The sequence below is a fragment of the Paraburkholderia sp. GAS38 genome, assembly GCF_050434965.1.
In the GTDB taxonomy this organism is placed as follows: Bacteria; Pseudomonadota; Gammaproteobacteria; order Burkholderiales; family Burkholderiaceae; genus Paraburkholderia; species Paraburkholderia phenazinium_A.
Genome location: NZ_JBNDJO010000005.1, coordinates 395,854 through 415,702, shown reverse-complemented (window position 1 = coordinate 415,702; position 19,849 = coordinate 395,854). Strand labels below are relative to the sequence as shown.

The window sequence follows — 19,849 nt, the reverse complement described above, 5'->3', positions numbered from 1 at the left end:
CGTATTCCCGCACCGGGCCTTCACTGCTGTGCACTCTGTGCGGCGACGAGTGATTCTCCCGCTGCCTGCCAGTCCGAATAGGTGGAGCTCAGCGTCAGCTTGCCGATACTGAGCAGCGGTTTGACCGACAGTCCGGTCTCTTCGGACAGCGTCTGCAGGCGCATCACGCCGTCGACGTCGCGGACCGTGAGCGCCAGGCTAGCGGTGCCGAACTGGCCAGCGGCGTCCTGCACTTCAGTCTTATCCCAGTCGAGCAGATCGGCCAGTGCGGTCGCGGCCGTGGCCGGGTCCGGGTCCGGGTCCGGGTCCGGGTTTGGAGAGGTATCGTCGTTGACCCAGTTGAGGTAGGCCAGTACTGCGTCTTCCTTGCCTGACAGCGTCAGCCAGTCGGCATAGCGACTGAGGCGGTATAAAAGCGTTAGGGTCAAGGCGGGATCGGTGACCCCAAACCAGTCTGGATGGGCAAGAAAGCAGTTCAGCGTGGCGGGTGTCAGATGGTACTGCGTCACCACTGAAGCGCGCCGGCCAAGCTGATACAGCGCTCGCAGATAGGCGTCCGGGATGCCCGCAGGCGCTGTGATGCCGTTGAGCTTCAATGTGTCGGACAGCAGACGATACTCACTGTCCGTGGCCCATTGCAGCAGGAAAGTCGAGAGCGATTGCGGGGTGCCCAGCAACTGGGCCAACGCGCTGTCGGCAATGCCGTTTTGGGTCAGGAGAGCCTGGTAAATGACGGTGGTGACGCTGCTGGCGATCTGCTCTTTAGTTTGCGTACAGGAGGGGTCAAAGGTCATCGCATCGACGATTGTGGTGACGGACGCGTTTATTGTGTCGTAGACGCTATTGTCATTAGCGGGGGAGACGGGGAGTACCAACCCGGGAGCGTCCACCAGACCGCAAAGCGCAGACATCCAGCTTTCAGGTTGCATTACCACTGTCGCGGGCACTGTTTGTGTTGCTGGTAGGGCTGAAGCGACTATGGCCTTGATTTCATCGGGTGAGAGCACTCTGTCCCACACAGACAAGTCATCATAGGCAAAACAACCATGCTGGTATGAATATGTGGTGTAGTAGTCTCTGCTGCCATTTTCGTTGAGATGCCATGAACACCCTGCGCCGGCAATTATCGTTTCTGTTAATGTGCTGTAACCCTTACCAATCGTGGTTGAAGTGCCATCGCTCAGATGCGCGTAGATAGTTGCTGTTTTCGTTTCGACATCCAATGTTAAGGTAAAATAAAACCATTCGTCAGGAGGGTAGGAGACGGTATTTGCATCCTCTACTTTGCTTGCAGTTGCGTCATAAACTCCAAGGCCAAGATGATTGTTTGATTGAGGGGTAATTAAAACGCCTCCATTACCATTTTTGTAATTGTAATTTGATAATATTGGTGTGGTAGTGGTTAAATCGGATGAGGAAATCAACATCCAGCATCCAATACTGTAACTGGTTGAGCCATTGGTTAACGTGTTAGGATAATCGCTAAACCATGCACATTGGCTGTTTGTTGAATCGAACTGATATGCCTGTATATCAGTGGCTCCTTGAATTTGCGCATAACCGGTTAAAGCAAGATTGCTAATGAGCGGGGCTTCCACGCCATCAAAATCCGCTTCGGTCAGCAGCGCCGCAGGCAATTGCTGGTTAATGCTGGTGACGACATTCAGGACGTTGGTGTTCGGAACGGGATGCTCCAGTGTGTCCTGTAAGATCAGATAGTTTTTGATCCAGGACTGCGAGTGACTTTTTGCCCAGTCGGCTGCGCTGTCGAGTGCCATTAGCACGTCGAGAATATCGCTGTCTTTCGGCTGGGGAGGGCTGCCATCCAGCGAAGCCAGTTGCGGCACGCTGGCCAGCGTATTCCAGGCCATCTGACCATCGGCCAACAGACTGAACAGCGCTACACCTTCGGCAAAGGAAAGTCCCATCCAGCGTGGCAGCATTGCGAGGCGGTAGAATGCCGAGACCACGTCTAGTGAACATTTCAGGGTCTTGTCAGTAGAATCGCCCTGCTTCGCCATGACGTGCCCGGCGAGCGCACCAAACTGCGCCTCGGAAATCTTCAGGCCGGTGCAAATCTGCTTCACAATCCTTTCGTCATCCGCCGTACCCGGTGGGTAGCTGAAATTCTCATCGGTTATCGCAAAGGGCGTTTCGAACAAGGACGGCGAATTAAACACCTGATCGAAAAACGGGACGTTGGGAGAGATGGCGTACGGGGTAATCTGATTGATGATGGCAGCAAACTCGTAGGCCGTAGTCTGGTATTTCTTCTGGAATTGACGGAATACGCCGAGCATTCGCAGGGTATGTGTATTGGACGAAAAGTCCGTGTTATTTTGACCCTGCGCACGGGCGCAGGCACTGAGCAGTAAATCGACCTGCTCGTAGGGCAAATCCAGCCAGCGCTGCAGACGCACCATGCGGTTTATCCGATCCATGTTCGCGTCTGAGAGATTGTGCAGTCCGCTGTCGAGAGGATAGTAATGTGACGGCGCAATCCAGGGCGAACTGGTGATGTCGGGCGAGTCAATCAGATCGGATAGTGGCTTATTTGATGTAGTAATATCACTGATTTGATCGGCCGTCAGGCATCCGGCGAAAACAGCGATTTCGTCATAAATAAAAAGCCTGGTGCCATTTGTTGGAAAATCAGACGTATCCAGATCGCCCAGGGCATTAAACGCCCAGGTGAAATTGTCCGCGGTGTAGATGTTTCCTAACGTCGATGCATCGACTGTGATGTTCGCACCTTCAGCAGAATTTCCATCCTTAACCACATAAACGTCCGCAATTCTAGTGCTGGCAGTCCAGACCATGGCTATATAGGTCCATTGATTGATTTCTACGCTGGTATCCCAACCACTCGTGGAATGATCCTTGTCTGTATCATCACTAATGTTCAGCGCAACGCCCGCTTTAGAGGTGTTGCCGTAGGTGCTAAGGCTAAATCCGGGGGAATAGCTGAGCTGAGCGCAAGACCCACTATTGCTAAAAATAGGCATCTGGTAGTCGGTGAGGCTTAGTCGATATAACCAAAAGGACAGGGTAAAATCTTTATCTCCTCGCATCAGGGTCGCGACGTCGCTGTTTCCGTCGAAATAGGCATAGCTGTTCGGCTGGATGTACGTTGTCAGCCCCGCGTTATAGAGACCCGCTGTGGGCGTCGCATTGGTGGCAAGGAATAATCTGTTCGTGTCGTTGCCGCTGATCACGTCGACATAGCCGTGGCGCGCAACTTCTAGATCTATCGCAGGGGTACTGCCGGAATTCACGAACACCGCGCCGTACTGACTGGCATCGGCACTCACGGTAGGCACATTCGGTGATGCCACCACGCTCGTTCCCGGGCCGCCGCAGTTGCTGGCAATCAGCTGTTCCAGCTGCGGTATGGTAATTCCCGCTTGATAGGCCAGCAGATCGGGATCCGCGAACGGGGTATAGCTGTCGGTGTCATAGCCGAAGTTCGCCTTATAAAAGGCCTTCGACGGGGCATTGGTCGCTTCGGTGAGAATGGTTTGCTGCCCGGGCGCCAACTGGCTGCCCAGTGCACAGGCTTGCTCACTATTGTTTCCTCCCAGCGTGGCCGAAACAAAATATGGCCAGCTGATATCGGTCTGCCCGATTACCCCGGATAGCGGCACCCCGGCATTGTCCAGCGAGAGCTCAACCTGATCATGCGGGGCGTGATAGGGCAGTACCGACGGATAGCGGGTCACTGCCAGCGTTTCATCGACAGTTGAGCCCGTAATGCTCGGCGTAATCGCCGCTTCCAGAATCTGATTGACCAGTTGCAATGAGGGCACAACCTGATTGATGGCCTCATCGTTCACCATCAGTTCAGGTAAATCAGGGCGGCGGTCCTCCAGTTTAATGATGTTCAGGCCGGCCTCGCTTGCACTCTGTTCAAAGCTGCGCGCCTGATCGTAAAGCCAGCTGAGATAAGCGACGGGAGAATCGTCCGCCTCTGGAGCCCCGCTCTGGCAGTACGCCGTCAAGTCGTCGCTAAACTGCGTTTGCCAACTCGGACCGCCTGTCATTAACCCCTGTTGAGCGCCGCCCGCCAGTGGTGCGACCGCGCGTTGTCCACTTAGCGTGCGGGGCAGGGCTTTCTGTACGCTGGCGGTTAGCTGATTTTTACGAAATGCGCGGCGTACCTGATTGGCCAGTCCAAGCGCCAGGCAGTAAGCCTGCTCACTCTGTTCTTTCAACAGGCCCTTGTTGCGACGAACGAACTGGCTTTGGGATTGCCGGATAACGTCAAAGACCGAGAGATACCCGGCTCCGCTCAACGCGCCGGGCAGATTTAATCTGGTTTCGATATTCAGAATACATGGACTGACGCTCAAGCTCGACGTAGTGGTGATGCTTGAATTCATTCGATGACCTCGCTCAGGAAGCAGATTCGCCCAGGGTCGTATCCGGATGTAATCGCGCAAGCATGCTCGCTGAGTGCCATCAAGCAATCGGCGAATTTTGGATTACGGATGCGGAACAGGATTTGCAGAATGCGAAAAAATATTCAATTAAAAAGAGGAATTTTCATGTCGAATTCGATAAATAAATTTAAGAGAATGGCGTATGGATCTCGCAGGCTATCCGCAAGAAATTAAGATTCCAGTTCGAAACACGTCTTATCGAGAGTTCCACTCCGGCTGTGATAAATCGATGTCAAACTTTAGACGGACATTAGATCATTGAAGTGTCGGTTGCAAGGAAAAAGTGTGGTTATGATCTACATGTACAGATGCCGGAAAGTTGGACATTTCATTGCTGTTCATGTTGAACTTCAAGGTTGCAGGGGCAGAAGATTTTTTTATGGGTGATCGACTGGATTTTCGCTGGCGCGATATGCTGGACTGCAATAAATATCGCTTTTATTTGAATTGAATATGCCTGATGAAGATAAATAGTCATGCCGGTGTATCCGATCAGCAGGGCCCCGGCAATTCCGCCCGCCGCCAGGAGATACCTTTATGAAAACTTCTGCTCAGTCGTCAGTGGCGATCACAGAGCCTTCATTGCCGAAGGGCGGTGGTGCGATGCATGGCGTCAGCGCAACATTGGGGCAGGTGGGACCGACTGGCATGGCGTCAATGAGTCTGCCACTGCCGATTTCGGTAGGGCGGGGTTACGCGCCATCCCTGTCGTTGGGATATAGCAGCGGCACCGGCAACAGTTCGTTCGGTGTCGGCTGGGGGCTCAGTCAGTTGTCCATTGCCCGCCGCACCAATCAAGGTGTGCCGCAATACACCGCCGACGATCAGTTCGTCGGCCCTGATGGTGAGGTGCTGGAACCCGAACGTGATGAGAACGGCGTGATCGTCACGAAAGAGGGGGTGTCAGCATACGGTTCTTCGAGCCTTGGAGACACGTATACGGTAACCCGCTTTTACCCGCGCATCGAAGGCAGCTTCAATCGTATTGAGCACTGGACCGGTACCACCGCGGAAAATGACTTCTGGCTCGTTCACGGTTCGGATGGCCAACTCCATTGTCTGGGCAAGACAACGGCAGCGCGGATCGCCCATATGACCGAAACAACTATCGACATCGCGGTCTGGCTGGCCGAAGAGTCCGTATCGCCCAACGGTCAGCACATCTATTATCGCTATCGGGCCGAAGATGATTCGTGTGTCGACATGACAGGCAACGAGGCGCAGCGTGCACGCGGGGCAAACCGCCATCTCGTGGAAGCGAGCTACGGCAACGTAACGCCGTCGGCAGATCTGTTTCTCTTAGGCGCAACAGGCCCGGACAAGCAGGACTGGTTGTTCTCTCTCGTATTCGACTATGGGGAGCGCGGCGTCGATTCGCAGATTGCGCCTCCTTACACACCTGTCTCGGACAGTGCCTGGCTGCCGCGCAAGGATGCTTTTTCGCACTACAACTTTGGCTTTGAAGTGCGCAATTGCCGGTTGTGTCGACAGGTACTGATGTATCACCATTTCCAGGAAGAACTCGGCGAGCCGGACACGCTGGTGGCGCGACTGCTGCTCGAATACGATGAGAATCCCGTACTCAGTAGGCTGCTGGGCGCGCAACAGTTAGCGTATGAAACCGATGCAACGGTACAGCAACTGCCGCCTGGCGAATTCACCTATACCCCATTCGAATTTGCGCCGGACGCCACGCAATGGCAGGCATTTAATACCTTCCCCGGCTTGAATGACGGCCAGCCTTACCAGCTCGTGGACCTGCATGGTGAAGGCATTGCAGGCATCCTCTACCGCTCCGGCAATCTGTGGTACTACGGCGCGCCGATGCGTGCCGATAGTGGCGGCGACGACGTGACCTACGCTAGCTGGCAGCCGTTACCCTCGATTCCAGCCATGCAACCGCAGCAGATGGGGCTGATGGATATCGACGGGGACGGCAAGCTGGACTGGCTGGTGACGCAGCCGGGGCTTGCAGGTTTCTTCAGCATGAATCCGGATGGGAAGTGGTCGGGTTTCACACCGTTTGATGCACTGCCCATTGAGTTTTTCCATCCGCAAGCGAAGCTGGTCAACTTGGTCGGGGCGGGTGTGGTCGATCTGGCGCTGATCGGTCCGAAAAGCGTGCGGTTGTACGCAAATCACCGGACCGGATTTGCGGCCGGTGTTGACGTCGGCCAAAACGACACGCTACCGATAGCCGGCAGGGATGAGCGCGAAATGATCGCCTTTAGTGACGTGCTGGGATCGGGACAGCAACATCTCGTGCGGATCCGGCACGACGGCGTGACGGTCTGGCCGAACCTCGGCCGCGGGCGTTTCGGCACGTCTTTTCAATTGGCAGCGTTGAGCCAGGATGAAGTGAGTTTCAATCCGGAGCGGGTTTACCTGGCCGACCTGGATGGTTCCGGCGCAGCCGATCTGATTTACGTAGACAGCGACGCCATTCACATCTGGTTCAATCAAAGCGGCAATGGTCTGGAAGGGCCACATGACTTGCCTATGCCCGCCGGGATCCGCTTCGACCGACTGTGCCAGTTAAGCGTGACTGATGTGCAGGGACTTGGGATGGCCAGCCTTGTACTGACTCAGCCGTATCTATCGACGAAACACTGGTATTACACCCTCGCCGCAGTAAAGCCTTACTTGCTCGATGGCCTGAACAACAATATGGGGATGAACACAGCGCTGACCTACCGCAGCTCGGCGCAGGAGTGGCTCGACGAGAAGAAGGAGAGCGCTTCGGCGGTCTGTGAGTTGCCTTTTCCTGTTCACGTGGTGTCAGCCGTGACGACCACCGACGAGATTACCGGCAACGTGCTTAGCCAGAGCTATCTCTATCGCTGTGGGGTCTATGACGGTCACGAGCGGGAGTTTCGTGGGTTTGGTTACGTTGAGGCACTGGATACCAATCAGGATGCCTCAGCAACGGGCGATGCGATCGCTTTTGCGCCGCCTCTGCAAAGCAGAAGCTGGTACCACATGGGGCGCGAGGAGGATGAGACAAACCTTTACGGGCAACCTTATGTGGATGACGCTGCCTATACCGTCAATCCAACGCGCCTAACCTGGTTCGATTCGCAGGACGTCGCTTTGACCGATCCGGACGATACCACCCGTTACTGGTTATATCGCGCACTCAAAGGATCTGCGCTGCGTAGCGAAGTGTATGGACTCGATGACGATGAGAAGGCCTCCGTGCCATACAGCGTCAGCGTTTCGCGGTATCAGGTGCGCCAGGTACAGCCTGCGGCATCGGGCTCGGCACCGGTTGTTATGCCGAGTTCGCTTGAACAGATCCGCTATACGTATGAACGCATCGCGACTGACCCGCAAGTCAGTCAGCAGGTTGCGCTAACGATTGATCAATTCGGCTCGCAACTTTGGAGTGTAGATGTCAACTATCCACGTCGGGCTCAGGCGGAGACATCGCCTTATCCGGATACATTACCCTCAACCTGCTGGGACAGTTCGTACGACGATCAACAACAGGTACTGCGCCTGAACGAGCAGCGTGCCAGTGTGTACCACTTGACCGATTTTCAGGGATGGCGGCTAGGGCTGCCGAACCAGCAGCGCAGCAACGCGCTGACGTATGAGGCGAGTCAGGTACCGAAGGGCGGATTGAATTTTGAAAATCTCACCGTCAGTGGTGGCTTGCTGGCCGATACGGCGACTCGTTTGTATGGTGGTCAGAGTGTCGTGGCTTATCGAACGGAGAGCGGGATACCCGATCTTTTGGCACTCGTCGATCATAGTGAAACGGCGCAATTGAATGACACCTGCCTCGCTGCCTACGACGGTATTCTGGACTCGGCTACGCTGACCTCAATGCTGTCCTCTGCGGGGTATGTGTCGACGGCTACTGTGCTACCTGTAGCAGGGGCAAAGGAAAATCCCGTATGGAGTGTCCAGCACGACTTTGTCACGTACCTCGGTAGCGACGCCTTTTACCGCCCCGGTACGCAGCAGAAAACGTCGCTGACGGGTGCGTCAACGATGAGCTATGACGCTCACTATTGTGCGCTGACGTCCGTGCAGGACGCGCTCGGCAATGAGACCGCGTTCGAATATGACTACCGGTTTCTGCTGCCGACCAGGATGACCGACATGAACGCCAACGTTCACGAAGTGCAGATTGATGCCATGGGGCGGACACTGGCAACAACGGTCTATGGCACGGAAAATTCACAGGCTGCGGGGTTCGGTAATCTGGCTGACAATCCGGTCCCTTTCGACCTGAAGGTCTCGCAGGTCATCGACAACGCGGGAGTCTCCATCCAGAAAGTGGCGAGCATCTGCGCATACGATTCATTCAGCTGGATGGGACAGATCTCACTAGAGAAACTGAGCGACGATGCATCGAAGGCCCAAAAATATTGGCGACATCTGCTGGCAGCGCGATTCGTTACCGAGCGGGGCCATATTCGTGCAGCCGGGCATAGATGGCTAAAGGGCAATCTGGATCTTCCGGAGCTACCGACGGCCGTGCGCGAAGTACTAGCTACTGCAGTAAAGATGCCGGTGAATAGCACAGTTCTGGTTGCGGATCGTTATCCCAACGACGCTGCACAGCAGGTTCAAGTCACCGTCGTTTATGCAGATGGTTTCGGACGACAACTGCAAAGCTGCCGAAAAGTCGCGGTGGGTACAGCCTGGCAACGTGGCAACGATGGCGAGCTTGTCGTGGACGGTAACGATCAACCGGTCGAAGTGACGACCGATCCCCGCTGGGCTGTAACGGGGCGAATCGAATACGACAACAAGGGGCAACCGGTCCGCAGCTATCAGCCCTATTTTATCGACGACTGGCAGTACGTGGCCGACACGGCAATGCGAACGAACGGCTATGCGGACACCCACTACTACGATGCCATTGGTCGAGAAATTCAGGTCGTTACCGCACTCGATTATTTGCGACGGCAGAGTTATTACCCATGGTTCGTCGTCAGTGAGGACGAGAACGATACGCTCGACGAAGTGAGCATGTCCTGACGATCTAAGCCTGCCTACATACCTGAGTTCCCATTGGGATCAATCATGAACATAACCGATAGCACCTCATCGCTTTGCAGCGGAACGCCATCGATCAGAGTGGTGGATAACCGTGGCAATCTGGTCCGGGCATTGCAGTACAACCGTACCACCGCCGGACAAACGGTGGATGAACTGATTACCCGCTCGACCTTGAGTGATGACAGTCTGCAAAGCAGGCTATGGGATGCGCGTCTTTTTACCTCGTTGCAGACTAACGCGAGCCAGCCGCCCAACATTCTCGGCCAGTTGTCCCTATCCGGCCAGTCCCTGCGTAGCGACAGCGTCGACGCCGGCTGGAGCGTGATGCTCTACGACATCGAAGGACAGCTCGCCTGGGCAATAGACAGCAGGAGTACTGTGACACGCACCGAGTTTGACACGCTGGGCCGCCCTGTCGCTGTGTTTGAACAGGTGGACAGTGAAGCGGAGAGGGTGTCAGAACGTTTTATCTACGGCGACAATGATGCAACTACGCCGACCCCACAAAACAACAATCTGCGTGGTCAGCTCATCCGTCATTATGATGAGGCCGGACTGATCGTTTTCCCCGGCTTTACGCTGCTAGGAGCGGCTAGTGCCAGTACGCAGCAATTGCTCGCTGACGCCGAGCAGGAGAGCGACTGGCAAGGTAGTGACGAAAGTGTCTGGAAACAGGCACTGTCCACGGAAACCTATGTGAGCGCTTGCCAGTACGACGCCGTCAGCGCACCACTAGTACAGACAGATGCCAAAGGGAATCAGCAACGCTTTAGCTACGACGTGGCAGGGGCACAGTGTCAGGGCTTTCTCACCCTTGCAGGGGGCGCCGAGCAGGCCCTGCTAACCAGCATTACGTACAGTGCGGCAGGCCACACGTTGCAGGAGACTGCCGGCAACGGCGTGGTGACCAACTATAGCTACGAACCGCAAACACAGCGTCTGCTAGGTGTCACCACTACCCGTCCCGTGAGCGGTACGCGCAGTACGGTGTTGCAGGATTTGCAGTATCAATACGATCCGGTCGGCAATATTCTGTCCATTAGCAACGCAAATGAAGTGACGCGGTACTTTCGAAATCAGGCGGTTGCTGCACAGAACACCTATAGCTATGACGCGTTGTACCAGTTGCTAGGCGCCAGCGGGCGCGAGAACGCGAGCGCTCCCCAGCAGGGCCCGGGACTACCCGATGTCATTGATACCAGCAATGTCGTCAATTACACCCGTAGCTACACCTATGACCGAGGTGGCAACCTCTACAACATTGCGCACGCCGGAGCCTCGACTTATACGAATGCCCTGTTTGTCGACGCAGGCTCCAATCGTGCGCTCGCGCAGGACATCAACAAAAGTATCACGCAGGACAACATCAATAGCTATTTCGATCTTCGTGGCAATGTCAAACAGATGCAGCCAGGCACGCCGCTCACCTGGAACGGACGCAATCAGTTGCAGTCAGTCGTGCTGCTGGACCGCGGCGGCGCGGCAGACGCGAATGATCGCGAAGTCTATCAATATCGTGGAAGTACGCGCATTCGCAAGCAGACCCGTTGTGAGACCAATGTCACCAGCAACATCTGGCAGATAGATGACGTGATTTATCTGCCGGGACTGGAATTGCGTACCAGTAGCATCGACAGCAATGGCACGGTCAGTACTGGCGAAGCGTTGCAGGTCATTACTATCTCTGCGAGCGGTCGCGCACAGATTCGTGTGCTGCACTGGGATAGCGGCAAACCTGATGATATCGCCAACGACCAGTTTCGTTACAGCTTCGACAATCAGGTTCGCTCAGTGATGCTGGAGGTAGATGGTTCGGCAAATATTCTGACGATAGAAGAGTATTACCCGTACGGCGGCACCGCCATCCTGGCGGCGCAATGCACTAGTGAGTCTAAATATAAAATCAACCGATATTCCGGAAAAGAGAGGGATGGCGCGGGATTGTATTATTACGGCTATCGGTATTACGCACCGTGGCTGTGTCGGTGGATGAATCCGGATCCTGCGGGCATGGTGGATGGTGCGAATATATACTGCATGGTGAAAAATAATCCAATTTTGTACTGGGACGGTTGGGGTGCTAATTCTGAAAAAATAAAATTGGGGCGATACCAGCGTAAGGTGGGTACTTTTGAAAAAAATCGACTTATTTTGATGGATGCTGCCAGGGCTTTAAAAATTGAAAAATTCGATTATACGAAAAATAAATTTAAATCGACCAATGATTTTGACATCGTGCGGGTTGGTGGGGATCTTGATTATATGTTTACGTATGAAGAACTTCGCAAGACTTTGCGTTTTTATGGGAAGGAATATACCAGGGCGATGTATGGATTTCGCCATTATAACTCTGCCGATGATCTATCCGCTAGTCGCCAGGATAAGGCCCTGTCCGTATCGGAGAACCTTTATCTGGGTTTGAAAGTTGCAGAGTACACTCAACAGGATGCTGATATTGCCGAACCAAAATCTGGTAATTTGGAATCAGAAATGGGAAAAATTGAGAAATCTGTGTTTGTTTTGATGCCACGCGGAGACAAGAGGTCTGGTAATAGCGACAGGTATAAGCGGGTAATCGGAGTGGCAACGGCGACGTATGACCAGTGGGCCGGGAAGGTTTCTATCGGCAATCTTGTGGCCCATCCTTACACCCAGGCATATCGTGCTGGCATGACTGATGAGCAAGTGGGGCGTATGGGGTCCTATAATCAGGTCCAGCAGTTTAATATAAGAGGATTAGGGAAATTTGCGACATTGAAATTATTGAAGGAGTATTTCAAGAGTGTTCCCGTAAAATCGTTTGTTACGGAGGCGATCAATCCACGGTCAGCAGCTATTGCGATTAAATTTGGAATGAAATATGACGGTGGCGGTCGCTAGATCGACGACAACGAGCACCGGTCGCGTTCCGGGCACGTCGTAAAAGAAAATGGCGCTCCGCGGAGCGCCATTTTCATGTCTGTCAGCCGCAGCTAGCGGCTAACGCGTCACCGCTCAGGCAATCCGCTTCGCGAGCTCAATCGCCTTGCCCACATACGAAGCCGGCGTCATCGCCAGCAGGCGCTCCTTCGCATCCGCAGGAATATTCAACCCGCCGATGAAAGTCCGCAGCGCCTCGCGCGTAATTCCCTTGCCGCGCGTGAGTTCCTTCAACTGCTCATACGGGTTCTCGATGCCGTAACGGCGCATCACGGTCTGCACCGGCTCGGCCAGCACTTCCCAGCAGTTGTCCAGATCTTCGTTCAGACGTGCCGGGTTCACTTCGAGCTTGTCCAGACCGCGGATCAGCGCGTCGTACGAGAGCAGCGAATAGCCGAACGCGACGCCGATATTGCGCAGCACCGTCGAGTCGGTCAAATCGCGCTGCCAGCGCGAGACCGGCAGCTTGTCGGCCAGATGGCGCAGCGTCGCATTCGCGAGGCCGAGGTTGCCTTCGGAGTTTTCGAAGTCGATCGGATTGACCTTGTGCGGCATCGTCGACGAACCGATTTCACCGGCCTTCAGACGCTGCTTGAAGTAGCCGAGCGAGATGTAGCCCCACACGTCGCGGTCGAGATCCAGCAGGATCGTGTTGGCGCGCGAGACGGCATCGAACAGTTCCGCCATGTAGTCGTGCGGTTCGATCTGGATCGTGTACGGGTTGAACTTGAGCTTCAGACGCTTCTCGACCACTTCGCGCGAGAACGCTTCCCAATCGAACTCCGGATACGCCGACAGATGCGCGTTGAAGTTGCCGACTGCGCCGTTCATCTTGCCGAGCAGTTCGACCTTTTCGATCCGCTCGATCGCACGCGCGAGACGCGCCGCAACGTTGGCGATTTCCTTGCCGAGCGTGGTCGGGCTGGCCGGCTGGCCGTGGGTGCGCGACAGCATCGGCTGCGCAGCCTGCGCGTGGGCCAGGGAGACGAGGCGCGCATGCACCGAGCGCAGCGCCGGCACGATGACGTGCTCGCGCGCGCCGGCTAGCATCAGGCCGTGCGAAGTGTTGTTGATGTCTTCCGAGGTGCACGCGAAGTGGATGAATTCGCTTGCACGCTCCAGTTCCGGCTGACCCTTCACCGATTCCTTGAGCCAGTATTCGACGGCCTTCACGTCGTGGTTCGTGACGCGCTCGATTTCCTTGATGCGTGCGGCGTCGTGCGCGGTGAAGCGCTCGGCCAGTTGCAGCAGGAATTGTTCGGATGCCTCGGAAAAGCGCGGCACTTCGGCGAAGCCGGCGTGCGAGAGTGCGATCAGCCAATGGATTTCGACCGTCACGCGATGACGCATGAATGCGGCTTCCGAGAGCCATTCGCGCAGGGCTTCGGTTTTCGACGCATAGCGGCCGTCGAGCGGGGAGAGCGCGGTGAGCGCGAACAGGGTATCGGGGCGGGTGTCGGACATGATGGGGGCGTGACAGCTCGGTGAGCAGATCGGAAACGGAGGGAATCCGCGATTTTACCACTGGGCGGCGCGGGCTCCTGATTCCACTGGGTGCCTGGGCGGACCGGTCGGGTGGGCCGCGAAGGTCGCTAACCTCGTCGCCCAGGCAGTGCCCCGCTAGAATGCTGACTTCTTCTTTCCCGCTCGTCGCAGGGTCCGCATGGAACTGAAATGGCTCGAAGACTTCGTTTCGCTCGCGGAAACCCGCAGCTTTAGCCGTTCCGCTGAGCTGCGCCACGTTACGCAACCAGCGTTTTCGCGCCGCATCCAGGCGCTGGAAGCGTGGCTCGGCACGGAACTGATCGACCGTTCGGTTTATCCGACGCGCCTCACGGCCGCGGGCCAGATCTTCTACGAGCAGGCGCTCGCGATGCTCTCGCAGTTCCACGAGGCGCGCACGCTGCTGCGCGGCCACATGGCAAGCCCTGCCGCGACCATCGAGTTCGCGGTGCCGCACACGCTTTCGCTGACGTATTTCCCGCGCTGGCTGCAGCGTATCGAGGCGCAGCTCGGGCCCGTGCATACCCGCCTGCGCGCGCTGAACGTGCACGACGCGGTGCTCTCGCTGGTCGAAGGCGGCTGCGATCTGGTGATGGGCTACCATCATCCGAGCCATCCAGTCGCGCTCGACCCGGCCCGCTACGACATGCTGACGCTCGGCATCGAACCGATCAGTCCGTTCTCCGCGCCAGGCCGCGCGGGCCGCGCGCGCTACACGCTGCCGGGCACGCCGGACGCACCGGCGCCGTATCTGTCGTACACGCCGAACGCGTATCTGGGCCGCATGACCGAGGTGATCATCGCGAACGCGCCCGGCCGGCTGTATCTCGACCAGCTCTACGAAACGGACATGGCCGAAGGCCTTAAAGCCATGGCGCTGGCCGGACACGGCATTGCATTCCTGCCGCATAGCGCCGTCGAAGATGCGGTCGCGGAGGGCAAGCTGATCCGCCTCGATCGCGCCGTTCGCGGCACGCCGGAAGGGCAGTTCACGCTGACCATGGAGATCCGCCTGTATCGCGACAAGCTGGCGGCGCAGGGTGAGGATCCGCGTCAGGTACTGGTGCGGCAGCTCTGGGATGCGGTGACCGGAGAGCTCGCTCAAGGCGCAGCGTAAGCTCGCCGGAAGCCACGCGTTGCATCAGGCGCGGTGCTAAAGAGCATACGCAGGAGCAAACGCAGCAGCAGCCGCAACCCGCCTGCATTGTTGCGCCCTATGCGACAGCTTTTTGCGGAATTTTAACGTTATGCACAAAAGACATAACGGGATGATCAAACGGCATTGGATTTCAAATTAGCGTTTTTCGACAATGGCGTCATTCGGTCAAAACGCTTGGAGCGTTCATGTCATCCCAACCGCAGTCCGCATCGCCGTTGCAATCCGTCCCGTCCTATCTGAATAGCGACAACCTCGGCCCCTGGGGCAACTATCTGCGTCAGGTCGACCGCGTCGCGCCGTATCTCGGCTCGCTGTCGCGCTGGCTCGAAACCCTCAAGCGTCCGAAGCGCATTCTGATCGTCGATGTACCTATCGAACTCGACAACGGCACCGTCGCTCACTTCGAAGGCTATCGCGTGCAGCACAACGTGTCGCGCGGTCCGGGCAAGGGCGGTGTGCGTTATCACCAGGACGTGACGCTGTCGGAAGTGATGGCGCTGTCCGCATGGATGTCGGTCAAGAACGCAGCCGTGAACGTGCCGTACGGCGGCGCCAAGGGCGGCATCCGCGTCGATCCGCGTACGTTGTCGCGTGGTGAGCTCGAGCGCGTCACGCGCCGCTACACCAGCGAAATCGGCATCATCATCGGACCGAACACCGACATCCCCGCGCCGGACGTGAACACGAACGAGCAGATCATGGCGTGGATGATGGACACGTACTCGATGAACCAGGGCCAAACGGCAACGGGCGTCGTGACGGGTAAGCCGATCGCACTCGGCGGTTCGCTGGGTCGTCGCGAAGCCACCGGACGTGGCGTGTTCGTGGTGGCCTCGGAAGCCGCGCGCCGCATTGGTGTCGACATCGAAGGCGCACGCATCGCCGTGCAAGGTTTCGGTAACGTGGGTGGCATCGCCGCACGCCTGTTCCAGGAGGCCGGCTCGAAGGTCGTCGCGGTGCAGGATCACACGGGTACGATTTTCAAATCGACGGGCATCGACGCGGTGGCGCTGCTGGCGCACGTGGCGAAGACCGGTGGCGTGGGTGGTTTCCCGGAAGCGGACGCGATCGCGCCCGAAGACTTCTGGACGGTCGAATCGGACATCCTGATCCCGGCGGCACTGGAAAACCAGATCACCGAGCAGAACGCCGGCAAGATCAAGACGAAGATCGTCGTCGAAGGCGCGAACGGCCCGACTACGACCGCGGCGGACGACATCCTGCACGACAAGGGCATCCTCGTGATCCCGGACGTGGTGGCGAATGCGGGCGGCGTGACCGTGTCGTACTTCGAATGGGTGCAGGACTTCTCGAGCTTCTTCTGGACCGAAGACGAGATCAACCAGCGTCTCGAGCGTGTGATGCGCGAAGCGTTTGCCGCGGTGTGGCAAGTGTCGAGCGAACAGAAGGTCTCGGTGCGTACGGCAGCGTTTATCGTCGCCTGTAAGCGCATCCTCGAAGCGCGCGAACTGCGCGGCCTGTATCCGTGATCGGGTAGTCTCAGTTTCCTACCGTTTCCCTTGTGGTTAGCGCGGTCCGACCAGACCGCGGGTCTCCTCGACGGGCGGCATCTTCTCGATGTCGCCCGTTTTTTTATGCGCGCATCGCATGCGGGCGCGGACATGGGTGTGCGCGAAGGCTCCGGCAAGGTACTCTGTCGGCAATGAGGCTTGCAGCAAGGGTTTCAATTTAATTACAGTGCTGAACCGGTATGGGTTCGTTGCCGCGCTTTGCATGGGACCAGGGCGGCGAACTGGTCGACAGGAGATCATCTATGAAGGTCAGGAAAGCTGCGCTGCTGGTCGCGACGCTCGGGCTGTTTGCCGGCGGCGCGCAGGCGCAGGACGCCGGTACGCTAAAGAAGATCAAGGATACGGGCGTTATTTCTCTGGGCTATCGCGAATCGTCGATTCCGTTTTCGTACTACGACGACCAGCAGAACCTGATTGGTTACTCGTACGAGTTCATGCTGAAGATCGTGGATGCGGTCAAGCAGAAGCTCAATATGCCTGACCTGAAGGTGAGGCTGACGCCCGTTACGCCGCAAAACCGCATCCCGCTCGTGCAGAACGGCACCGTCGACCTCGAATGCGGTTCGACCACGAACAACATCGAACGCGAGCAGCAGGTCACGTTTTCGAACACGATCTTCGTGATCGGAACCCGTCTGATGACCCGGAGAGATTCGGGCATCAAAGGCTGGCCGGATCTCAAGGGCAAGACGGTGGTGACGACGGCCGGCACCACGTCGGAGCGGCTCCTGCGCAAGATGAACCAGAACAAGGGCATGGGCATGAACATCATCAGCGCGAAGGATCACGGAGAGGCGTTCCAGACCCTCGCCAACGGCCGCGCGTCCGCGTTCATGATGGACGACGCGCTGCTCGCCGGCGAGCGCGCGAAGTGGGGCAATCCGGGCGAATTCGTGATCGTCGGAGCGCCGCAATCGGAAGAAGCATACGGCTGCATGATGCGTAAGAACGACCCGGCGTTCAAGAAGGTGGTGGACGGCGCAATCGCGCGGGTTGAAACCTCGGGCGAAGCCGATCAGATCTACCAGAAGTGGTTCGAATCGCCGATTCCGCCCAAAGGCCTGAATCTGAACTTCCCGGAAAACGACGCCATCAAGGCGCTCTTCAAGAACCCGAATGACAAACCGATCGACTAGCCGACCATTGCCTGGCCGGGGGCTGGGTGCCGGGCCGGCGCCGCGCGGCCCGGCTTGGACCCGCCGCGAATATTGACGGCCGTGACGGCACGAATGTCGAAATGGTACTGTTCGCGGGCGCGTGTGATTTCGTGGCCCGTGTGAAACGCATCGGGCCTCGTTAAAGGTCTTCAGAAAAGGGTTGCAAGATGATTTCTATCAAGAACGTGTCGAAGTGGTACGGTCAGTTCCAGGTGCTGACCGACTGCACGACGGAAGTCAAAAAGGGTGAAGTCGTGGTGGTGTGCGGCCCATCGGGCTCGGGCAAGTCGACGCTCATCAAGACGGTCAACGGCCTCGAACCGTTTCAGAAAGGCGAGATCACCATTGATGGTCAATCGGTCGGCGACAAGAAGACCAACCTGTCGAAGCTGCGCGCGAAAGTCGGCATGGTGTTCCAGCATTTCGAACTGTTCCCGCATCTGTCGATCACGGACAATCTGACGCTCGCGCAGGTCAAGGTGCTCGGCCGCTCGAAAGACGAAGCCACGGCGAAGGCGCTGAAGCTGCTGGATCGCGTCGGCCTGCGCGCTCACGCGGACAAGTTTCCGGGACAGCTCTCCGGCGGTCAGCAGCAGCGTGTGGCGATTGCCCGTGCGCTCTCGATGGACCCGATCGCCATGCTGTTCGACGAACCGACCTCGGCGCTCGACCCGGAGATGATCAACGAAGTGCTCGACGTGATGGTCGAACTGGCGCAGGAAGGCATGACCATGATGTGCGTGACGCACGAAATGGGCTTCGCGAAGAAGGTCGCGCACCGTGTGATCTTCATGGACAAAGGGTTGATCGTCGAGGACGACCGCAAGGAAGATTTCTTCGCTAATCCGAAGTCGGATCGGGCCAAGGATTTTCTGGCGAAGATTTTGCACTGAGGCTTGCTGCGGCGGTCGCCGCCGCGACAGGCTCGCCAAACATGCAAACGCCGCTCTCTGGAGCGGCGTTTTCGCATGCAGCGAGCGTACCCGTCAAACGGCGCCGTGTGCCTCAGGACTCGAACGCGGCTGCGTCGTCTGCCGCTTCGACATCGAGCGTGGCGGTCTCGCGCACTGCCGGATTGCGAATGGCCGTGGTCGAGGATGCCGCGACCGGCGCGGGCGCCGAAGCCGAAGCATCCGTAGCCGGATTGCGCAGCTTCTCGAGCACGCACGGCGGCACCGGCACATTCACGCGGCCCACCACTTCGCCGTGCTGGAACATCAGCAGGTCGCCGGGCTTGAACGCGGTCCACACTTCGTTGTCGGTCAACGGCGCGGTGGCGATGACCGCAACGCGGTCTTCCGGCGTGGTGTACTTGGCGAAATCGATCGACACGTCCGCGTCGACCAGATGCGCGGTCGAGAACGGCCAGCGGCGCACGATGTAGTGCAGGTTGGTCGAGCAATGCGCAAACAGCGCCTGGCCGTTGGACATCAAAAAGTTGAACACGCCGAACTGCGTGATCTCGCGCGTGAGCGTGCCGAGTACTGCGAACAATTCGTCGAGCGGCGGCTGGGTGGTCGGGAAGGCCTTACGCAAACCTTGCAGCAAGGCGCAGAAAGCGAGTTCGCTGTCGGTGGTGCCGACCGGCTGGTAGACGCCGGTCAGGAACGGCGAATAGTTCTTGAGGTCGCCGTTGTGCGCGAAGATCCAGTGACGGCCCCACAGTTCGCGCATGAACGGGTGGCAGTTCTCCAATTGGATATGCCCTTGCGTCGCCTTGCGAATGTGCGCGATCGTGTTCTTCGACTTGATCGGGTAGCGCTTGACCATTTCGGCGATCGGTGAGGTCGCGGACGATTGATGGTCGATGAAGAGGCGGCAGGCCTTGTCTTCGAAGAAGGCGATGCCCCAGCCGTCTGCATGGTGATCGGTGACGCCGCCGCGCGCCGCAAAGCCGGTGAACGAGAACGTGACGTCCGTCGGCGCGGCGCAGTTCATTCCGAGAAGTTGGCACATGTTGCTAAGGCGGAGCGTCTTAACGGTCGGCCCGTTTGGGCTTGACCCCGTTACAATGATGATTTCCCAAGCATATCACCGAGCCAGGCGCGTCAAATAGCTAAATTGATCTATGCATAGACCGCAATGTGGCGGTTTGCTCACGTCAACGCTGCTGCTGCGCCGGGTCGG

General features: G+C 57.3%; 10 protein-coding genes and 1 pseudogene. 7 read left to right on the top strand and 4 right to left on the bottom strand.

Translation table 11 applies throughout. The features are described from left to right. Positions 1–20: 20 nt before the first annotated feature. Together P3T42_RS15245 and P3T42_RS15240 are read right to left on the bottom strand one after the other, a co-directional pair. Entirely contained in the window at positions 21–4,379 is a 4,359-nt protein-coding gene (locus P3T42_RS15245; RefSeq protein ID WP_429306499.1) for a Tc toxin subunit A, read from the bottom strand. Between the two features lie 388 nt (positions 4,380–4,767). After that, on the bottom strand, positions 4,768–4,917 hold the full coding sequence (locus tag P3T42_RS15240; protein WP_429306498.1) for a hypothetical protein: 150 nt from the start codon (positions 4,915–4,917) through the stop codon (positions 4,768–4,770). A gap of 59 nt (positions 4,918–4,976) precedes the next feature. Here P3T42_RS15240 and P3T42_RS15235 point away from each other — a divergent pair, with 59 nt between their 5' ends. Next, positions 4,977–9,431 carry a SpvB/TcaC N-terminal domain-containing protein gene (locus tag P3T42_RS15235; RefSeq protein WP_429306497.1) on the top strand — a complete coding sequence of 1,485 codons (4,455 nt, stop codon included), beginning with the start codon at positions 4,977–4,979 and terminating at the stop codon, positions 9,429–9,431. Between the two features lie 45 nt (positions 9,432–9,476). Next, positions 9,477–12,332: an RHS repeat domain-containing protein gene (locus P3T42_RS15230; protein ID WP_429306496.1), complete on the top strand. Its 2,856-nt coding sequence runs from the start codon at positions 9,477–9,479 to the stop codon at positions 12,330–12,332. A 114-nt stretch (positions 12,333–12,446) separates the two neighbouring features. On the opposite strand, the gene purB is transcribed toward P3T42_RS15230, so the two are convergent. Continuing rightward, positions 12,447–13,835 (bottom strand): adenylosuccinate lyase, encoded by a 1,389-nt coding sequence (purB, locus tag P3T42_RS15225; protein WP_429306495.1) that lies wholly within the window; start codon positions 13,833–13,835, stop codon positions 12,447–12,449. Positions 13,836–14,034: 199 nt separating this feature from the next. On the opposite strand from purB, the gene P3T42_RS15220 reads away from it, so the two are divergent. The 5 genes and pseudogenes from P3T42_RS15220 (at position 14,035) to P3T42_RS15200 (ending at position 18,615) form a co-directional block, all read left to right on the top strand. After that, a complete protein-coding gene (locus P3T42_RS15220; RefSeq protein ID WP_074302446.1) occupies positions 14,035–14,991 on the top strand; it encodes a LysR family transcriptional regulator in 957 nt (318 codons plus the stop codon). Between the two features lie 227 nt (positions 14,992–15,218). Then, positions 15,219–16,523: a Glu/Leu/Phe/Val family dehydrogenase gene (locus P3T42_RS15215; protein ID WP_074302444.1), complete on the top strand. Its 1,305-nt coding sequence runs from the start codon at positions 15,219–15,221 to the stop codon at positions 16,521–16,523. 284 nt (positions 16,524–16,807) lie between these two features. Then, positions 16,808–17,701 (top strand): glutamate/aspartate ABC transporter substrate-binding protein, encoded by an 894-nt coding sequence (locus P3T42_RS15210; RefSeq protein WP_074302442.1) that lies wholly within the window; start codon positions 16,808–16,810, stop codon positions 17,699–17,701. Positions 17,702–17,763: 62 nt separating this feature from the next. Continuing rightward, positions 17,764–17,893, top strand: a pseudogene (locus P3T42_RS15205) (amino acid ABC transporter permease); the annotation flags it as partial. Further along, the gene (locus tag P3T42_RS15200) at positions 17,890–18,615 is read left to right on the top strand and encodes an amino acid ABC transporter ATP-binding protein (RefSeq protein WP_074302440.1); all 726 of its coding nucleotides are present in this window, start codon (positions 17,890–17,892) and stop codon (positions 18,613–18,615) included. The pseudogene P3T42_RS15205 and the gene P3T42_RS15200, both read left to right, overlap by 4 nt. A 112-nt stretch (positions 18,616–18,727) precedes the next feature. Here the strand turns inward: P3T42_RS15200 and P3T42_RS15195 are convergent, their stop codons facing one another. Beyond that, positions 18,728–19,678, bottom strand: coding sequence for a class II glutamine amidotransferase (locus tag P3T42_RS15195; protein ID WP_074302438.1), 951 nt, complete (start codon positions 19,676–19,678; stop codon positions 18,728–18,730). Between the last annotated feature and the right edge of the window lie 171 nt (positions 19,679–19,849).

Excerpts from the sequence above, each read along its gene's own strand:
- P3T42_RS15220 (WP_074302446.1), top strand. The coding sequence starts at position 14,035 with ATGGAACTGAAATGGCTCGAAGACTTCGTTTCGCTCGCGGAAACCCGC.
- P3T42_RS15195 (WP_074302438.1), bottom strand. The coding sequence starts at position 19,678 with ATGTGCCAACTTCTCGGAATGAACTGCGCCGCGCCGACGGACGTCACG.
- P3T42_RS15235 (WP_429306497.1), top strand. The coding sequence starts at position 4,977 with ATGAAAACTTCTGCTCAGTCGTCAGTGGCGATCACAGAGCCTTCATTG.
- P3T42_RS15230 (WP_429306496.1), top strand. The coding sequence starts at position 9,477 with ATGAACATAACCGATAGCACCTCATCGCTTTGCAGCGGAACGCCATCG.
- P3T42_RS15210 (WP_074302442.1), top strand. The coding sequence starts at position 16,808 with ATGAAGGTCAGGAAAGCTGCGCTGCTGGTCGCGACGCTCGGGCTGTTT.
- P3T42_RS15215 (WP_074302444.1), top strand. The coding sequence starts at position 15,219 with ATGTCATCCCAACCGCAGTCCGCATCGCCGTTGCAATCCGTCCCGTCC.
- P3T42_RS15240 (WP_429306498.1), bottom strand. The coding sequence starts at position 4,917 with ATGACTATTTATCTTCATCAGGCATATTCAATTCAAATAAAAGCGATA.
- purB (WP_429306495.1), bottom strand. The coding sequence starts at position 13,835 with ATGTCCGACACCCGCCCCGATACCCTGTTCGCGCTCACCGCGCTCTCC.
- P3T42_RS15245 (WP_429306499.1), bottom strand. The coding sequence starts at position 4,379 with ATGAATTCAAGCATCACCACTACGTCGAGCTTGAGCGTCAGTCCATGT.
- P3T42_RS15200 (WP_074302440.1), top strand. The coding sequence starts at position 17,890 with ATGATTTCTATCAAGAACGTGTCGAAGTGGTACGGTCAGTTCCAGGTG.